We start from the raw sequence: 14,947 nt of genomic DNA, 5'->3' as shown, positions 1-14,947 counted from the left end.
ACCGGGCTTCAAGGCCTTGTGGTAATTATATGAGGGATGGATTGGGTAAACCCAAGGGGAGAAATGAAGTTTTTTGTGATCAAGGTTGGAGAATAAAAAATGGCTCGGCACACAGCCCGACATCGGCATAGAAGGAATGGTATGGCGAGCAACAACAGTCGATATAAGTGTGTTCGTGGACTAACGCCACTGGTCAAATTGGACAACCGTTGCCCCAGGCACCTTCGAATCCGCCATATCACCTTGCAGTGCATGCTGGAATTTACCTAATTGAGACATCAATTCTTTCATCAGTTCAACATTAACATGATGGGGGTTTTTGCAATGACTGATCACAAGGTCAATGTGGCTTTGCTGTGCCCACAACCTATCTTGCATTGCCAAAGAAGATGATAAAATCTGCTCTCGACACAATTTGCGTTTGAGTGCATCGAACGCTTGAGGATCGTTTTTTGCCAATTCAGCTAACTCATCAAAAGGAGGAAGCATCTGATTGATAGGGAAAGACTCCATTTAGCACCCTCATAATTAACAATACCATCAATTAGTAAAGGAGATAATAGGAGAGAAAACTATCCTACCAGCAACAATATTCATTACGTCTTATTAATAAGACACTGCAAGCCTTCGCCAAAATATGTTCATTAATACGCTTTTTCTTCCCAGACCCTCTTATTTCTCTACCTGTCTTCCATAAATCACATATTCGTAATTGCAGCACCACAATCATTATGGATAATTAGGTAATTAATCGTATGCATAGTACAATCTCGAACCACTGTGTCGTCCATATAGTTCTATATTGATTCGTTAATAAAAGTTCAGTCAGTACTGGTTTTAAACTCAATTATCACGACATAAAACGTTGTAAGCCTATAATATTAGATGATTTGTCAAAACATGGAATTCAAGAAAAAGATTTTGCTGACGCTAGTCGCCCCAGCACTGCTTGCGGGATGTACAATACCTGGCGCGCACATACCGACCAGCGATAAAAACATTGTTGAGACGACAAACAGCGAACATGGCTCTGTTTCAAATGATGTGAACCTCTATCCACTGACCGCAAATTCAGTAGGGACACTGTCTTCAAAGAGTGCTTACGCTTCTCGTGCAAACCCAGCACTGGAACAAGAGATCGCGCGCTACGAATATAAAGTCGGTGCAGGAGATATTTTAAATGTCACGGTCTGGGACCACCCAGAGTTGACCATTCCTGCTGGTTCTTATCGCAGTGCCTCTGAAGCGGGTAACTGGGTGCATGCTGATGGCACCATTTTTTACCCGTTTATCGGCACAGTAAAAGTAGAAGGAAAGACCGTTAGGGAAATCCGGACGGATATTGCTAAACGTCTTGCCCGCTATATCGAAAGCCCTCAAGTCGATGTCAGTGTGGCGGCTTTTCGCTCAAAGAAAACCTACGTAACTGGCGAGGTGTCTAAACCAGGCCAACAAGCCATCAGTAATATTCCTTTGACCCTGTTAGATGCGATCAACCGCGCAGGCGGCCTCGCAGCAAATGCTGATTGGAGAAATGTCACTCTCACTCGCAATGGTGTCGAGGAAAATATTTCTCTGTATGCGCTCATGCAACGCGGTGATTTGACACAAAACCGACTATTACAATCCGGGGATATTATTCATGTTCCTCGTAACGACAGTCAAAAAGTATTTGTCATGGGAGAAGTCAATGACCCTAAACTATTAAAAATGGACCGTTCAGGCATGAGCCTGACCGAAGCTCTCAGTAACGTTGGTGGCATCAATGAGCTATCAGCGGATGCAACAGGCGTGTTTGTAATACGTACATCCGATGACAAAGCCGAACGTCTAGCGGATATTTATCAGCTTGATATAAAAGACGCCTCCGCCCTGGTGATTGGCACGGAGTTTGACTTGAAGCCCTATGACATTGTCTACGTGACGGCGGCGCCTATTACTCGCTGGAATCGTGTAATCCGCCAGTTAATGCCTACCATCAACGGGTTCAACGAATTAACAGAAAGCGTACTGCGCGTGCGTAATTGGCCATAAGATAGCCTCGCTTTCTATCCTTGAAAATATTACATCAGGCGGAGAATCCTATTAAAAGCTTCTCCGCTGTCATCATAGTGAAAGTTATGTTTAATAATATTCTTGTGGTTTGTGTCGGTAACATTTGCCGCTCTCCGACAGGAGAACGCACACTAAAAAAGCGATTCCCGAACAAACATATTGCCTCTGCGGGGATCGCCGCTGAGAAAAGTGGATTAATCGGAAAACCTGCAGACCAAATGGCGGTTCAGGTTGCTTTAGAAAATGACGTCGATCTTTCTGGTCATCAGGCTCAACAATTGACGGCCGCTTTGTGCGCTCAATACGACCTTATTCTTATCATGGAAAAAGGACACCTCGAAGCGCTGACGGCAATCGCGCCCGAAGCCAGAGGTAAGGCCATGTTGTTCGGTCAATGGATAGGGCAAAAAGATATCCCCGACCCCCACCGACAAAGTAGAGAAGCCTTCGACCATGCGTATAACTTAATCGAAAGTGCAACCGAGGCTTGGGCTAAAAAGCTTTAAGGTTATACCCACTTACTTAGCAAACAGGAAAAGACACGACTGACAGCTGGACTCGCATGTAGAAATACCTCTGGTTTACAGCATTGCTCCTCGACTCTGAAGATGAACTATGACAAATCAAGTAGCACGACAATCCATTGACAATACGTCAGATGAAATAGAACTAGGTAAACTTATTGGTATCCTTTTGGATGCTAAATGGCTAATCGCCATCGTTACTTTTGTTTTTTCGATCGTTGGTATAACCGTCGCCCTCCTTTCAACACCCATTTACAAAGCGGACGCACTGATCCAAATTGAGCCCAAAAGCTCTGGCGGTATCTCTGCCATGGTGGGAGATATGGGAGAGCTGTTCTCACAAGAATCATCAGCCACCACCGAAATCGAGATCATCAAATCACGCATGATCTTAGGTGATACCGTCGACAAGTTTAACCTAACAACCGTCACCTCACCGACTTACTTCCCAATCGTGGGTAAAGGCTTGGCACGTTTAAGCGACGAGCAGGCCTCCATTCAAGTCAGCCGCTTTACTCTCCCACCCTATGCAGAAACGATGCAACACACCTTGGTGATTGAAGGTCCTGACGCACAAACTTACCAGCTCATTCGCGAAGATGAGCGCGTGGTATTAGAAGGCCAAGTCGGTGAATTGAGCCAAGGCGATGGGTACACCTTGTTTGTGAGTCAGATAATAGCAAGCGCTGGGGAAGAGTTTGCTATTGGACAACGTTCTAAATTAGAAGCGATTGAATGGCTAAAACAAAACCTATCTATTAGTGAACGAGGAAAACAAACAGGGATCCTTAGCCTCAGTTTCACTGGTGAGAATAAAGCCCAAATCAGTGCCATCTTGGATCATATCAGCCAGACCTACTTCCTGCAGAATGTGGAGAGAAACTCAGCCGAAGCGGAGAAAAGCCTGACATTCTTAGAAGATCATTTGCCTGAAATCAAAACCAAACTGACTTCGTCTGAAGACATTTTAAATCAATACAGACAAGATAACGAGTCTGTCGATTTAGGCCTTGAAGCACAATCAACATTAAAAGTCATGGTCGAACTTGAGGCGCAGCTCAACGAACTGACTTTTAAAGAAAGTGACATTAGTCAGCGCTTTACAAAAGATCACCCAGCTTATCGCTCGTTACTAGATAAGCGCCAAACGCTATTGTCAGAAAAAGAACGTCTAAACCAACAGGTGCAAAAACTGCCGAAAACTCAACGTGAAATCTTGCGTATGACACGTGACGTTGAGGTAAACCAACAAATCTATGTTCAATTGCTGAATAAAGTCCAAGAGCTGAACATTATTAAAGCAGGAACCGTGGGCAACGTTCGCATTCTGGACAACGCGCAAAGCTACGCTGTACCAGTCAAACCGAAAAAGCCGCTCATCGTCGTCTTAGCGACGTTACTAGGTGGCATGCTCAGCGTGACATTTGTCCTTGTAAGATCGGCACTTCATCGAGGTATCGAAAACCCAGATGAGATTGAGAAAATTGGCCTTTCTGTTTACGCCAGCGTGCCTAAATCGGATATGCAAGCTGACCTCCTCAGCAAAATGAAGAGAAAGGGTAAGCGTAATACCGAAATACAATTGCTAGCTGAAGCCAACCCCGCCGATTTGTCGGTAGAAGCCTTACGCGGGCTGCGTACCAGCTTACACTTTGCCATGATGGAAGCCGAGAACAACGTACTCATGATCTCCGGCCCGGCTCCGGGTATTGGTAAATCTTTTGTGTCGACAAACTTTGCGGCCGTAGCTGCTAAAACGGGGCAAAAGGTTCTTTTGATTGACGCGGATATGCGTAAAGGTTACTTACAAAGTATCTTTGGCCTAAAATGGGACAAAGGTCTGTCCGGTGTGCTAGCGGGCACCATAGAGGCCAATGAAGCGGTTCAAAGCACATCAATCGAGAACTTGGATATTATCGCGCGCGGTCAAGTCCCGCCTAACCCTTCAGAGCTATTGATGCACCCAAGGTTCAAAAGCCTGTTAGATAAAGCAAGTCAAGATTACGATCTTGTTATAATCGATACGCCACCCGTGCTCGCGGTCACCGACCCGAGTATTGTGGGCGCGATCGCAGGCACCACACTCATGGTGGCAAGATTTGGCCAAAACACGCTCAAAGAGATTGATGTGGCTCGTGATCGATTTGAGAAAGCCGGTATTGAAGTCAAAGGGGTCATTCTCAACGCGGTAGAGAAAAAAGCATCCAGCTCCTACGGATACGGTTACTACAACTACGCGTACAAGAGTGATAAACAGGCCAGTTAAATGCCCCACACGAATCAACGTTTTACACATGTAAAGATGTTGCATAGAATGGGAACGGGTGATTAAAAACCCATCTACATCGATGTATAAATTGTAAATTTACAAGGAAAATTTCATGAAACATATTGCTCTAGCAATGTTGCTTGCGCTGGGTGCGTCAACCAACGCTTTTGCGGCAGGTGAAGCGGCAGCAGGCGCAGCAACTACAACGGGTGGCACTGCAGGTGGCGCAACGGCAGCGGCCGGCACAACCGCAGCAGCGGGTGGCACAGCGGCTGGTACTGCAGCGGCAGCAACAGCAGCAGCGGGCGTGGCAACAACAACAGCCGTAGCGGTTGGTACAGCAGTAGCGGTGACAGCGGCAGCGGTTGTCGCAGCAGACAATGACGACGGTACTTCAGCATCTGGTACTGACGGCACAAACTAAGCCTAAGCTACACATACAAACACCCTTAGTAAAGTAAGGGTGTTTTTTTTGCCTTTCATCTATTTATCTCAGGGAACTGCCCACCTTAAGGAATAGCATGCGTATCCTATCTAAACCCATTTTCCTTGGTCTTTGTGTTATTTTATCCGGATGTACACAGCGATTCCAAGATACCAACGCGACCATCAAAGAAGCATTTTTTGGCTTCGAGAGTGTTGATATGAGCTCAGAACACGTCGAAAATTTGCCTTATGCCAGTGCTTACGCTCGTATTAATGGAAAGCACCGTATTTTTTTGGTTTTGGCATACGCAGAGCAGAATCCAGCAACAGGCAAAACCCAACTGAAATGGATGTCTTCCGATAAAGCCATGATCGTGACCGAGAATGGCCGCATCATCAAAACACTGTCATTACCCAGCGCCAATTTAGTGTCACTCTCGGCCACAAACACACTCCCGACGCCTTCAGCAGACAATGCACCATGGCAAGCGCAATACGATTGGCAGCCTAATTATTCTTATGGGCACCAAGCCAATGTCCAATCCCACTTTGTCAAAAATGAATGGCTAACGTCATTGCTGTGGAGCAAACAAACGCAGTTAATCGAAGAAACCGTCACGTTCGGGGCGCTCAACACCACCATCTCCAATCAATTTTGGGTCAATGAGCAAAACACCATCGTAAAAAGTGCTCAATGGGTAGTGCCCAACAAATTACACATTGAATTAGAAATTTTAAAACCTCTCGCTCTCACACTGCCTCAGGGGAATGAGAAATGAATAAACCACTGCTTATCACTCTCGCAAGCGCACTGCTGCCAATCTTTGGTGCATCAGCTGATGGCTTGAAAGTCGAACTTCCCATTCAGAACACCATACTTCAGTATGAAGACGCTCAGCGCTTAGAAACCGTCCTGTCAGATGCCATCGCACACAGCCAAATCTTTTCCCCTGCTAGCTATCCATTGGCCAATCAGTTATTCAACAGAGATAAACAGGCCACGGCTCAGCAGCTCAAACATGATGTGTTGCAACAGTTAGAACAGAGGATGCATCATACAGACGATGATACTTCGATAAATATTCTAATCGAGCAAATTAAACACTGGGCTGTCGGCTATAGAGAGTCACTCTCACTGGATATCGATAAGGTGAGGATCCAAGCAGAGCATAACCCTTTACTTGCTGGGGTGTATGAACTCATCACGCCGCAACGGAAAGAACACATCCAAGTCGAGGGACTACTCGCTCGTCCTCAGGCTCTCGCTTTTGCCTCGGCAACAACACTCTCCGAAACTCTAGACCAAACAGGCCTATTGTCTAGCGCCAATAATAGTTATGCCTGGGTGATCTACCCCGACGGACATTACATCAAAGCTGGCTACGCGTACTGGAATAATGAGAACATACACTTGACACCGGGTACCGTCGTCTTTGTTGGATTCAATTCAGACGATAGCGAACTGCAAAGGCTAGAAGAAAACATCGTGAAACTGATCAGCATGAGAAAGGGCTCGCAATGAAACACCATTACAACACCATATTGCTATCATCGTTTACATTGCTGAGCTGCTCAGTGGCATTAGCAAACGACGATGCCTTGTGGAAAGTCTCACAAACCGACTTTGGTGGCACCGGTCTGATGCAACTGCCTACCGCGCGCATGGCTGAAGAAGGGGAGCTCAACCTCGGCACGACATTCAATGAGGACTACCATCACTATATGGTGTCGATCCAATTGATGCGTTGGCTCGAAACTACCATTCGCTACACTCGAGTACCCGATCTCTACTTTAGTGGTGACCCTGAATACAGTGGTGACAACCTTTATACCGATAAAGGCATCGACTTTAAAGTTCGGCTACTGGAAGAGAGCTATTGGTTACCCGAAACCTCAATAGGTATTCGTGATTTTGGCGGGACCGGCCTGTTTGATGGGGAGTACGTTGCTGCCACCAAACGCTTCGGCAACCTGGATGTCTCGTTAGGTTTAGGGTGGGGATATCTAGGACAAAGAGGAAATACCACCAACCCTTTTTGCAAAATAAAGGATAAGTACTGCCATCGCCCAAGTGGGTACAAAGATAGCGGCGGCAGTGTGGACTTTGAGCGTTGGTTTAAAGGGCCTGCAGCACTCTTTGGGGGGGTTGAGTATCAAACACCGTACGAGCCACTGAGGCTGAAAATTGAGTACGAAGGCAATGATTACAGCCAAGACTTTCCCGTTCAGCGTGGCAATAAGGACATGTCACAGCACACGCCTTGGAATATTGGGCTGAACTATCGTTTAGGTGACTGGGGGGATGCAAAAGTCAGTTATCAACGTGGTGATACTCTCACACTGGGCTTTAATTTATACACCAACTTTAACGACATGAAAGCCATATGGCGAGACGAAGACAAGCCCCTAGTGCAACTTCGCCCGAATCCAGAAAACACCGACTGGGATGAGGTGTCTCTCCTACTAGAAAAGAACGCAGGCTACAAACTCAACACGATATCGAAAACGGATGAAACGATTACCCTTCAAGGGGAGCAGGCCAAATACCGTGATAGAAACGAAGCACTTGATCGTGCTGCGGCGATTTTAAACAACCACAGCGAACCGTCGGTGACTCAATTCCATATCGTGGAAATGAAAGATGGCATGCCCTTAACCGAAACAACCGTCGACCGAACTCAATATGTCAGTGCGGCGAACTACATGTCGACAGACGCCGACGTGAAACAGGCTTTTCGTGTGACCAAACCAAGTGAAAAAGAGACCGACACGCCACTTAGCTCAACAAAACAAGTGTTTGACTATGGTGTAGAGCCCGTACTTAAGCAAAGTATTGGGGCGCCTGAAGATTTTTACCTGTACAGCTTTGGAGTGAACGCTAAGTCCAGTGTCTGGCTTGCCGATAACCTGATCTTAGGTGGCTCACTCTACTTCAACCTTATCGATAACTATGACAAGTTTAACTATGTTGAAAATTCACCGCACGTACGCAACTACTCAACCCCTCGTGTACGCACCATGTTCCGAGCTTATGTTCACGACAACCCTGTTCGTCTGAGCCAATTACAGCTGACATGGTTTGATCAGCCGTTTGATAACCTCTACACTCAAATGTACGGAGGCTATTTGGAGATGATGTTCGCTGGTGTCGGCGGCGAAGCACTGTATCGCCCGCTTAACGCCAACTGGGCGGTAGGGATCGATGCCAACCTCGTCAGCCAACGAGATCCAGACTCTTGGCTGGGTGTTTATTATGATGACTATTTCTTCTACGATGAAGCAACATGCAATGAAGCCAAGCCATCATGTCAAGCGTACGTATTGAGCAAAGGAACGACTGGACATATCACCGGTTACTATATGCCTGAATGGGAGTTTTTAGGCGATATCCTCTTCAAAGTCAGTGTCGGTAAATTCTTAGGTGGTGATAAAGGTGCACGTGTCGATTTTTCTAAACAGTTTAAGTCGGGGGTCACTGTCGGAGCCTATGCGACCCTCACAGACCTCACCGCGGACGAGTATGGGGAAGGCAGTTACAATAAAGGCTTCTATGTTTCGATTCCAATGGACATCATGACGATCAAGCCAAGTACGAGCCGAGCGACAATTTCTTGGGAACCACTCACTCGAGACGGTGGACAAATGTTAGCAAAACCTCACTATTTGTTTAGTCAGACAGACGCACGTTCACCATGGTATCAGCGCCCAAGTCAAATAACCCAAGTCAAATAAATAGAGCACTAAAAAACGACGGTGGCCAAAAGAGTTAGACCTCTTATTACTCTCTGTCTCATCCTAAAATACGTTGACAGTTTTACACTAAGCCATCTGCGTTAGCAGTTGGCTTTTTCATGCACCTCACACTTGGGGGTCTCATCCCGAGACTTAGGTGTGGTCTCATATTGTTATAGATGTTGGTTGATTCCTTTCCTAGCTGTTAAAGCTCAACCATATCCTTACAGCTATTCAGTAAGAACTCTTGCTTCAGTATCCCGTTCACTCTCTCTTTCGGTAGCAGTCATACCCATCCGTCATTGATGTCATGTCTCCACTTCTCAATTTGTCTTGGTAGACGCTTGAGCAATATTGGAGCCCTCTGTCTGAGTGATGAATACATGAACAACGATACCGACGAGTCCTTATCCCCATATCTAAAGCCTTTACGACATCCGTCGCTTTCATTTCACTACTGAGTTCATAGCCCATAATTAGGCGTCAGTAACTAATGAAAGATAATGCGCACCTTCATCAGATTGGACATAGGTTATATCGCTCACTAATACATCTTCAGGATAGTGAGGCTTGTAGTCTTTCAGTAAGTTAGGATGCTTCTTCATCCAATGCCTACTATTAGTTGTCTTTATAAAACTGCGTTTGGGGCGAACAAGAAATCTTTCGTTACGCAAGTAATCAAAAAGAGCATCTCAGTCTAGCTTTATTCCGTCTTCTCGCAGCTTAGGTTTGATTAAGGAATACAACTTTCTAGTACCCACTCGAGGCATACATGTAACGTCGAAGCTCTAGAACCATCTTCTTAATGGGTTTGAGCTCTATTTGGCGGCTAGCTGCTCGCTTTTCTTTTTGATAAACGCTCTGTCTCGATATCCCGCATAGTTTGCAGACTCGAGCTAGGCTGGTCCCATGCTCAGCATTGAGAATATCAATCACTTCGTTAAAGAAGAGGTTCTTCAACCGTTCATCTTCTAACTCTTTTTCAAGTCGTTTGATTTTTTGAGCCGGAGACTCTTTTGGGTTGGTTGTTTTATGCATGGTGTTCTTCCTTGGATTTTGCGTCCAGTCTATTTTTCCGTGCTTTCTTAGCCAGGTTAAAACTGTTGAACGACCTTGAATACCATAGATTGCTTGGGCTTGTTTGTAAGTCATGTCACCTTTTTCAACAGCATCGACGACCTGTAATTTAAAGCCTAGTGTGTAATCACGCTGTGTGCGCTTAACGTAAGGACTATGTGAAGTGGTCATAATTCGTCCTCAATGTGTAAACACATTTCAGGACGAGACACTCGATTAAAAAAGCCCGCCAACCATATTTACAAGGCCTGCGGGCTTTTTTGTTTGCATACTGAGACAGAAAATAGTCTGAAAGTGGAAACTTGAGGCAGCTTGATCTTTCTTTTACTGAGGTAGCTCCGACACTTTAATACCACGTTGAAGAGGCGTTGACGCTCACCCAAAACCACTACAGGCCCAACATTCCCCACCTAGACCAAATTGTCAAAGTGGCATGATCAATACACGGAGCCCATTTTCTCTCACCAACTGAAGCTTCACAGCTCAGCACTTCCCGGCGACTCAGCTCATCATTATTATCTATTCTCAGAAATCAAAATAAATTTAGTAGAGGGGAATTGACTAACTGGAAGTGAGGCCGAAGACGTCTGGGTAGGGTTTCTTTCGGCTCACCGCCGTCACGATCTCTCTGATAACATCCAGCGCTGGTAGCCCGCGTTTCTTACAGGTCTCCACCACCGACAATACCCTTGAACAGAACGGCTCTCTGCCGTCGTTCCAAAGCAGGTCTTTCTCAGGGTGACGCTGCCTCTCAGGCACCGCTCTGCTTCATTATTGGTGAGCGGTACACCCGTGAGGTATTGGAGTCAGCATCGCCCCGACTTTGCCCTGAGCTTCACTGATGGCACCTGTGGAAAAGTGAGAGCCGTACTGGTCTTGTTAGGCGCTGTATCTTGCTGATACTCATATGGTATTACCCTGCCAGTACAGCGACATGGCTCAGCAATCTCGGTCCCATCTGGCCAGCGGGGGCATCAAGCGGCAGCTCGGCCCTTATCGCATTATGACAGCCACTACATCTGCCATGAAACTATTGATATTCCGTGATATCAAGTGCGGACTTTGGCAGCTCAAAGACCTAGTGACGATAAGTTGGCGAGGCGTTCGGTACCACATCACCACCGCACTCATGACAAGAGGAGTCAGTGAAGCAGTGTATGACCATGTCCGTTTCCTTCAGTTCACTCAGCGGTCTTCAGTGCCCTTCGTGGTCTGGCTGAGCTCTAACCTGATTTCGATGACGAGGGCGTTAAGCTTTTGTCTCTCGGCCCTCGCCTTCGGAGTATCGCCGGAAGGTGAGCGCGATGAGTTTCGCGAATTCAGAGCCAAGCGCTCTTCGTACTCACGGAGCTTTGCCCAGAGTTCACGGATGAGTGCATTGGCCTCACCGATATTACTCACACTTGGAGGCTCGGCGGTAAAGTGATTTTTCTTTTTCATGATACAAGTTTGACGAACCAAATAGGTCACTCAAGAGGCAAAGCTAGCTCAAGAGATGATCGTAACCTGCGAGCTGTCAACTGGGGGTTGGTGAATGGTTACCTATAACTGACGTGCTACATATGTACTTTACTGGCGGTCATGGCCACACAGAGCCGCAATCGTCGTTATAAGTGCGCTTACCCTTTGTTTCACTATCACGCGGCAAGGATGCCCTCCTTTGCTACTGCCTTCAACCTCGCTATCAACGGCAGAACACTCCATCGATGGGGGACAGACTCTGTACTCATATGGGTCGCCAATGGCCAACCTCGGGAGTCGGTGCAAGCCCCTCATGTTCACGCTCATTAAAATGAGGGTAATGGATGATCCCCAAAAGAAAACGCATCCACTCCCTGTCACTCCAAGCGGTAATACCCCGCACTGTTGCACGTTAGAGTAGCTACCGCTTATGGAACACCTCAAAACCTCCCAAACCACACTCATTTCCTTCGTTTTAACCCTGTTGGTTTATCCGTAATAACACACTCGGAGCGTGCTCAGTACAACGTTGCTGTTTGAGCCCGCACTTTCGTTATCGAATAAAGTCTCAGCCAACAAACAAATCGCGCTCAGACTTCTTCAATTCAAAGCCTACTGCTAACAGCGCAAGAAAAAAGTATTGGCCAACCTTGCCGAAAACACCACAATTCATTGGCCAATGCGGTGATTTCTTGTTTTTTCGCTTCGAACTTTTGTTGTAGTTTTTTGATAATCGGCTTAATCTCAGCGGCTCTTCGCGGCGCATTTATTTTGCTTCGCTCAAATCCTCATTGAGTTCATTAAACCATTTTTAGTCATACAAAACATTCTTGCTTTCTTTAGTCTTATTGACCGTCGTCTTTAATGAACTATATCTGGCAATTCGTCACTTTCTTTCTGGTTAAGTCGCTGCCACACCAAGTCTCCAATCCCATCTGTTGGGTTAAAGTCAGTTGGAGCCTCAAGTAATAGCTGACGAATTTTTTCATGATCAAAGTTATGGCATGCTTCATCAAGTGCATTCATTAACATTTGATACTTTTCGTAAGGCAAAAACTTCTCGTGGGCAGTCATAATACGCTCGTGCGCGGTTTGAGCCACGTTATCACCAATAAGTAGCTCTTCAAACAGCTTCTCACCTGGCCTAAGCCCCGAAAACTCGATGGCGATATCACCATAGGGATTTTGTTTATTTTTCACTTCGAGCCCTGAGAGCTGAATCAGGTTTTCAGCTAGGTCAGTAATTTTTACTGGCTCACCCATATCAAGGACAAATACATCACCACCTTTACCCATAGCGCCCGCTTGAATCACCAACTGCGCAGCTTCGGGAATTGTCATAAAGTAGCGAATAATGTCAGGATGGGTCACCGTAACGGGACCACCTGCGGAAATTTGACGCTTGAACAATGGGATCACTGAACCAGAAGAGCCCAAAACATTACCAAAACGCACCATACAAAATCGAGTACCATTCGGTTTTATATTTTCTTGCTCGGCAAGCGCTTGTAAACCAAGCTCAGCCACACGTTTCGTAGTACCCATGACGTTAGTCGGGCGCACCGCCTTATCTGTCGAGATCAACACGAAAGATTCCACGTTTGCTTCTATCGCTGCTTTTGCGGAATAGAGAGTACCGAAGACGTTGTTTCTTACCCCTTCCACTACGTTATATTCGACGAGCGGCACATGTTTGTAGGCTGCGGCATGATACACCGTTTGCACCATAAAGCTTTTCATGACTGTCGCTAGACGATTAATTCGCTGAACAGAACCAAGCAGAGGAATTACCTCTACATTGAGCCGCTCTTTGACGATGAGGTTTGTGAGCTCTCGGTCGATTTGGTACAAACCAAACTCAGAGAGTTCAAACAAGATAAGTGTAGTGGGTTTTTGCCTGACTATTTGGCGACACAACTCAGAGCCAATAGATCCGCCAGCACCTGTGACCATCACCACTTTACCTTTAATGTTCGCCTCCATTAGAGACTGCTGAGGCGCCACCGGATCGCGCCCCAGTAAATCATCTATAGCGACGTCTTTGAGCTCATCAATATTGGCTTTCCCTTGTACAATATCTCGCATATCTGGCACAGTTAGCACCTTTGCAGGCAAGTGTACTAACGCATCAAGGATTTCTTTGCGGCGGCGACGCGAAGCACTAGGCACAGCCAAAAGAATTTGACTCACTGAATATTTAGTGGTCAACGACTCTGCCCTCTCGATATCGATGACTTGAAGCCCCATAATAATGGTATTCGCCAAAGTCGGATCTTCGTCAATAAACGCAACCACTTTGTAAGAGTCTGAAGAGCGCAATGCCAACGCAAGCTGACGCCCCGCAGCGCCAGCACCATAGATTAACACCCGTTGACTACCTTTATGGCTTACTTGGGCAACTAGTACTCTAACAATGAGCCTTGCCCCGCCACACAATAGCGATAAAAACGCCCCATAAATGATAGGTACTGAGGGTGGGATTGGCGCATCTAGATAGTATGCAAATAAGGCAACGGAAATCGCAGAGATAAACGTACCAATACTGACTACCGCAAGGGCATGAAACGTGAGATAACGAAGTACCGCGCGATAGAGGCCAAGCTTAGTGAATGCGATAATCGTGATCACTAGCGTTCCCAGAATGGCATACTTTGCTGAAGGACTCGATAAAGGTTTAATGTCGCCAATTATTGTCCAGTAGGCAACATAGAATGACATTACTATAAATATCGCATCGACACCAACGCTAATCACACGCTTGTTGTAACGAGAGAGGTTCCAAATGAAGTTAAGCCTAGCCATAATTCTATTTTCTGTTTGTTTTGAATATTAGTTTGATTATAAATGATTATCATTAAAATGATTAACACTCACCCTTAGCATTAGCATATTTTATCCGATATTTCGCAACTATTTCAGAAAAAAGCTGCGAAATATCGGATAAATTTTTGAATAAAGTTAAACTGTACTAATTCAGACTGATGTGACGCGCAACGGCTAAACTTTTTTTGCCTGCTCGCGTCTTATCATGACAGCTATCCACATTGAATCAGACACCAAGTCGCTAATACATCTGATTTTCGATACTCCAGCGTGCTCTCAGCAACTCTTTAGCGGACAACTTCACTGAACTGATAATACTTAACCAGCATCTCCTCTGCTGGTTTTTCGCCTTCTTGTCAAATTGAAACAACCATACCCGAAGTAGTTAAATGGTGACAACCAAGGAACAACAGGGTTCCCGCATGAATGCTTTTTAACCACCAAATAAGATCTTTTCTCTATAACTCGTATCTAAAGCACACCTCATTTGTCGGCGTTTTAGAGTCCCTTTCTCTGGATAAAGCTTAATCATATTCAGACACATCTGACGAATGCGGAATAAGTTTTGTGCCGCTTGCTT

The 14,947-nt window shown here is 45.9% G+C and carries 10 protein-coding genes and 1 pseudogene; 7 read left to right on the top strand and 4 right to left on the bottom strand.

Translation table 11 applies throughout. From position 1 onward, the window contains the following. Positions 1 to 180: 180 nt before the first annotated feature. Positions 181 to 513 carry a DUF3135 domain-containing protein gene (locus VNE01S_RS15885; protein ID WP_053397066.1) on the bottom strand — a complete coding sequence of 111 codons (333 nt, stop codon included), beginning with the start codon at positions 511 to 513 and terminating at the stop codon, positions 181 to 183. A 387-nt stretch (positions 514 to 900) separates the two neighbouring features. Here VNE01S_RS15885 and VNE01S_RS15880 point away from each other — a divergent pair, with 387 nt between their 5' ends. From VNE01S_RS15880 to VNE01S_RS15850, 7 genes are all read left to right on the top strand, one after another. After that, positions 901 to 2,034: a polysaccharide export protein gene (locus tag VNE01S_RS15880; RefSeq protein ID WP_053397065.1), complete on the top strand. Its 1,134-nt coding sequence runs from the start codon at positions 901 to 903 to the stop codon at positions 2,032 to 2,034. Positions 2,035 to 2,120: 86 nt separating this feature from the next. Further along, positions 2,121 to 2,561 (top strand): arsenate reductase/protein-tyrosine-phosphatase family protein, encoded by a 441-nt coding sequence (locus VNE01S_RS15875; RefSeq protein ID WP_053397064.1) that lies wholly within the window; start codon positions 2,121 to 2,123, stop codon positions 2,559 to 2,561. Positions 2,562 to 2,670: 109 nt separating this feature from the next. Then, positions 2,671 to 4,845, top strand: a complete 2,175-nt coding sequence (locus VNE01S_RS15870) for a polysaccharide biosynthesis tyrosine autokinase (protein ID WP_053397063.1) — start codon at positions 2,671 to 2,673, stop codon at positions 4,843 to 4,845. Positions 4,846 to 4,960: 115 nt separating this feature from the next. Continuing rightward, complete coding sequence (locus VNE01S_RS15865) at positions 4,961 to 5,272, top strand: hypothetical protein (protein ID WP_053397062.1); 312 nt, start codon at positions 4,961 to 4,963, stop codon at positions 5,270 to 5,272. 97 nt (positions 5,273 to 5,369) lie between these two features. Next, positions 5,370 to 6,053 (top strand): YjbF family lipoprotein, encoded by a 684-nt coding sequence (locus VNE01S_RS15860; protein WP_082331724.1) that lies wholly within the window; start codon positions 5,370 to 5,372, stop codon positions 6,051 to 6,053. Next, a complete protein-coding gene (locus tag VNE01S_RS15855; protein ID WP_053397061.1) occupies positions 6,050 to 6,796 on the top strand; it encodes a capsule biosynthesis GfcC family protein in 747 nt (248 codons plus the stop codon). Before VNE01S_RS15860 ends, VNE01S_RS15855 begins: the two co-directional genes overlap by 4 nt. After that, positions 6,793 to 9,006: a YjbH domain-containing protein gene (locus VNE01S_RS15850; protein WP_053397060.1), complete on the top strand. Its 2,214-nt coding sequence runs from the start codon at positions 6,793 to 6,795 to the stop codon at positions 9,004 to 9,006. The genes VNE01S_RS15855 and VNE01S_RS15850 overlap by 4 nt, the downstream gene beginning before the upstream one ends. A gap of 101 nt (positions 9,007 to 9,107) precedes the next feature. Here the strand turns inward: VNE01S_RS15850 and VNE01S_RS18945 are convergent. The 3 genes and pseudogenes from VNE01S_RS18945 to VNE01S_RS15825 form a co-directional block, all read right to left on the bottom strand. Then, a pseudogene (locus VNE01S_RS18945) lies at positions 9,108 to 10,254 on the bottom strand (IS3 family transposase). A 1,014-nt stretch (positions 10,255 to 11,268) separates the two neighbouring features. Then, positions 11,269 to 11,523, bottom strand: a complete 255-nt coding sequence (locus tag VNE01S_RS19785) for a DUF6444 domain-containing protein (protein WP_053397059.1) — start codon at positions 11,521 to 11,523, stop codon at positions 11,269 to 11,271. Between the two features lie 882 nt (positions 11,524 to 12,405). Continuing rightward, on the bottom strand, positions 12,406 to 14,346 hold the full coding sequence (locus VNE01S_RS15825) for a nucleoside-diphosphate sugar epimerase/dehydratase (RefSeq protein ID WP_053397057.1): 1,941 nt from the start codon (positions 14,344 to 14,346) through the stop codon (positions 12,406 to 12,408). Positions 14,347 to 14,947: the final 601 nt, after the last annotated feature.

This window comes from Vibrio nereis NBRC 15637 (assembly GCF_001591105.1).
GTDB lineage: Bacteria > Pseudomonadota > Gammaproteobacteria > Enterobacterales > Vibrionaceae > Vibrio > Vibrio nereis.
This window is presented reverse-complemented; position numbering and strand designations above follow the sequence as displayed.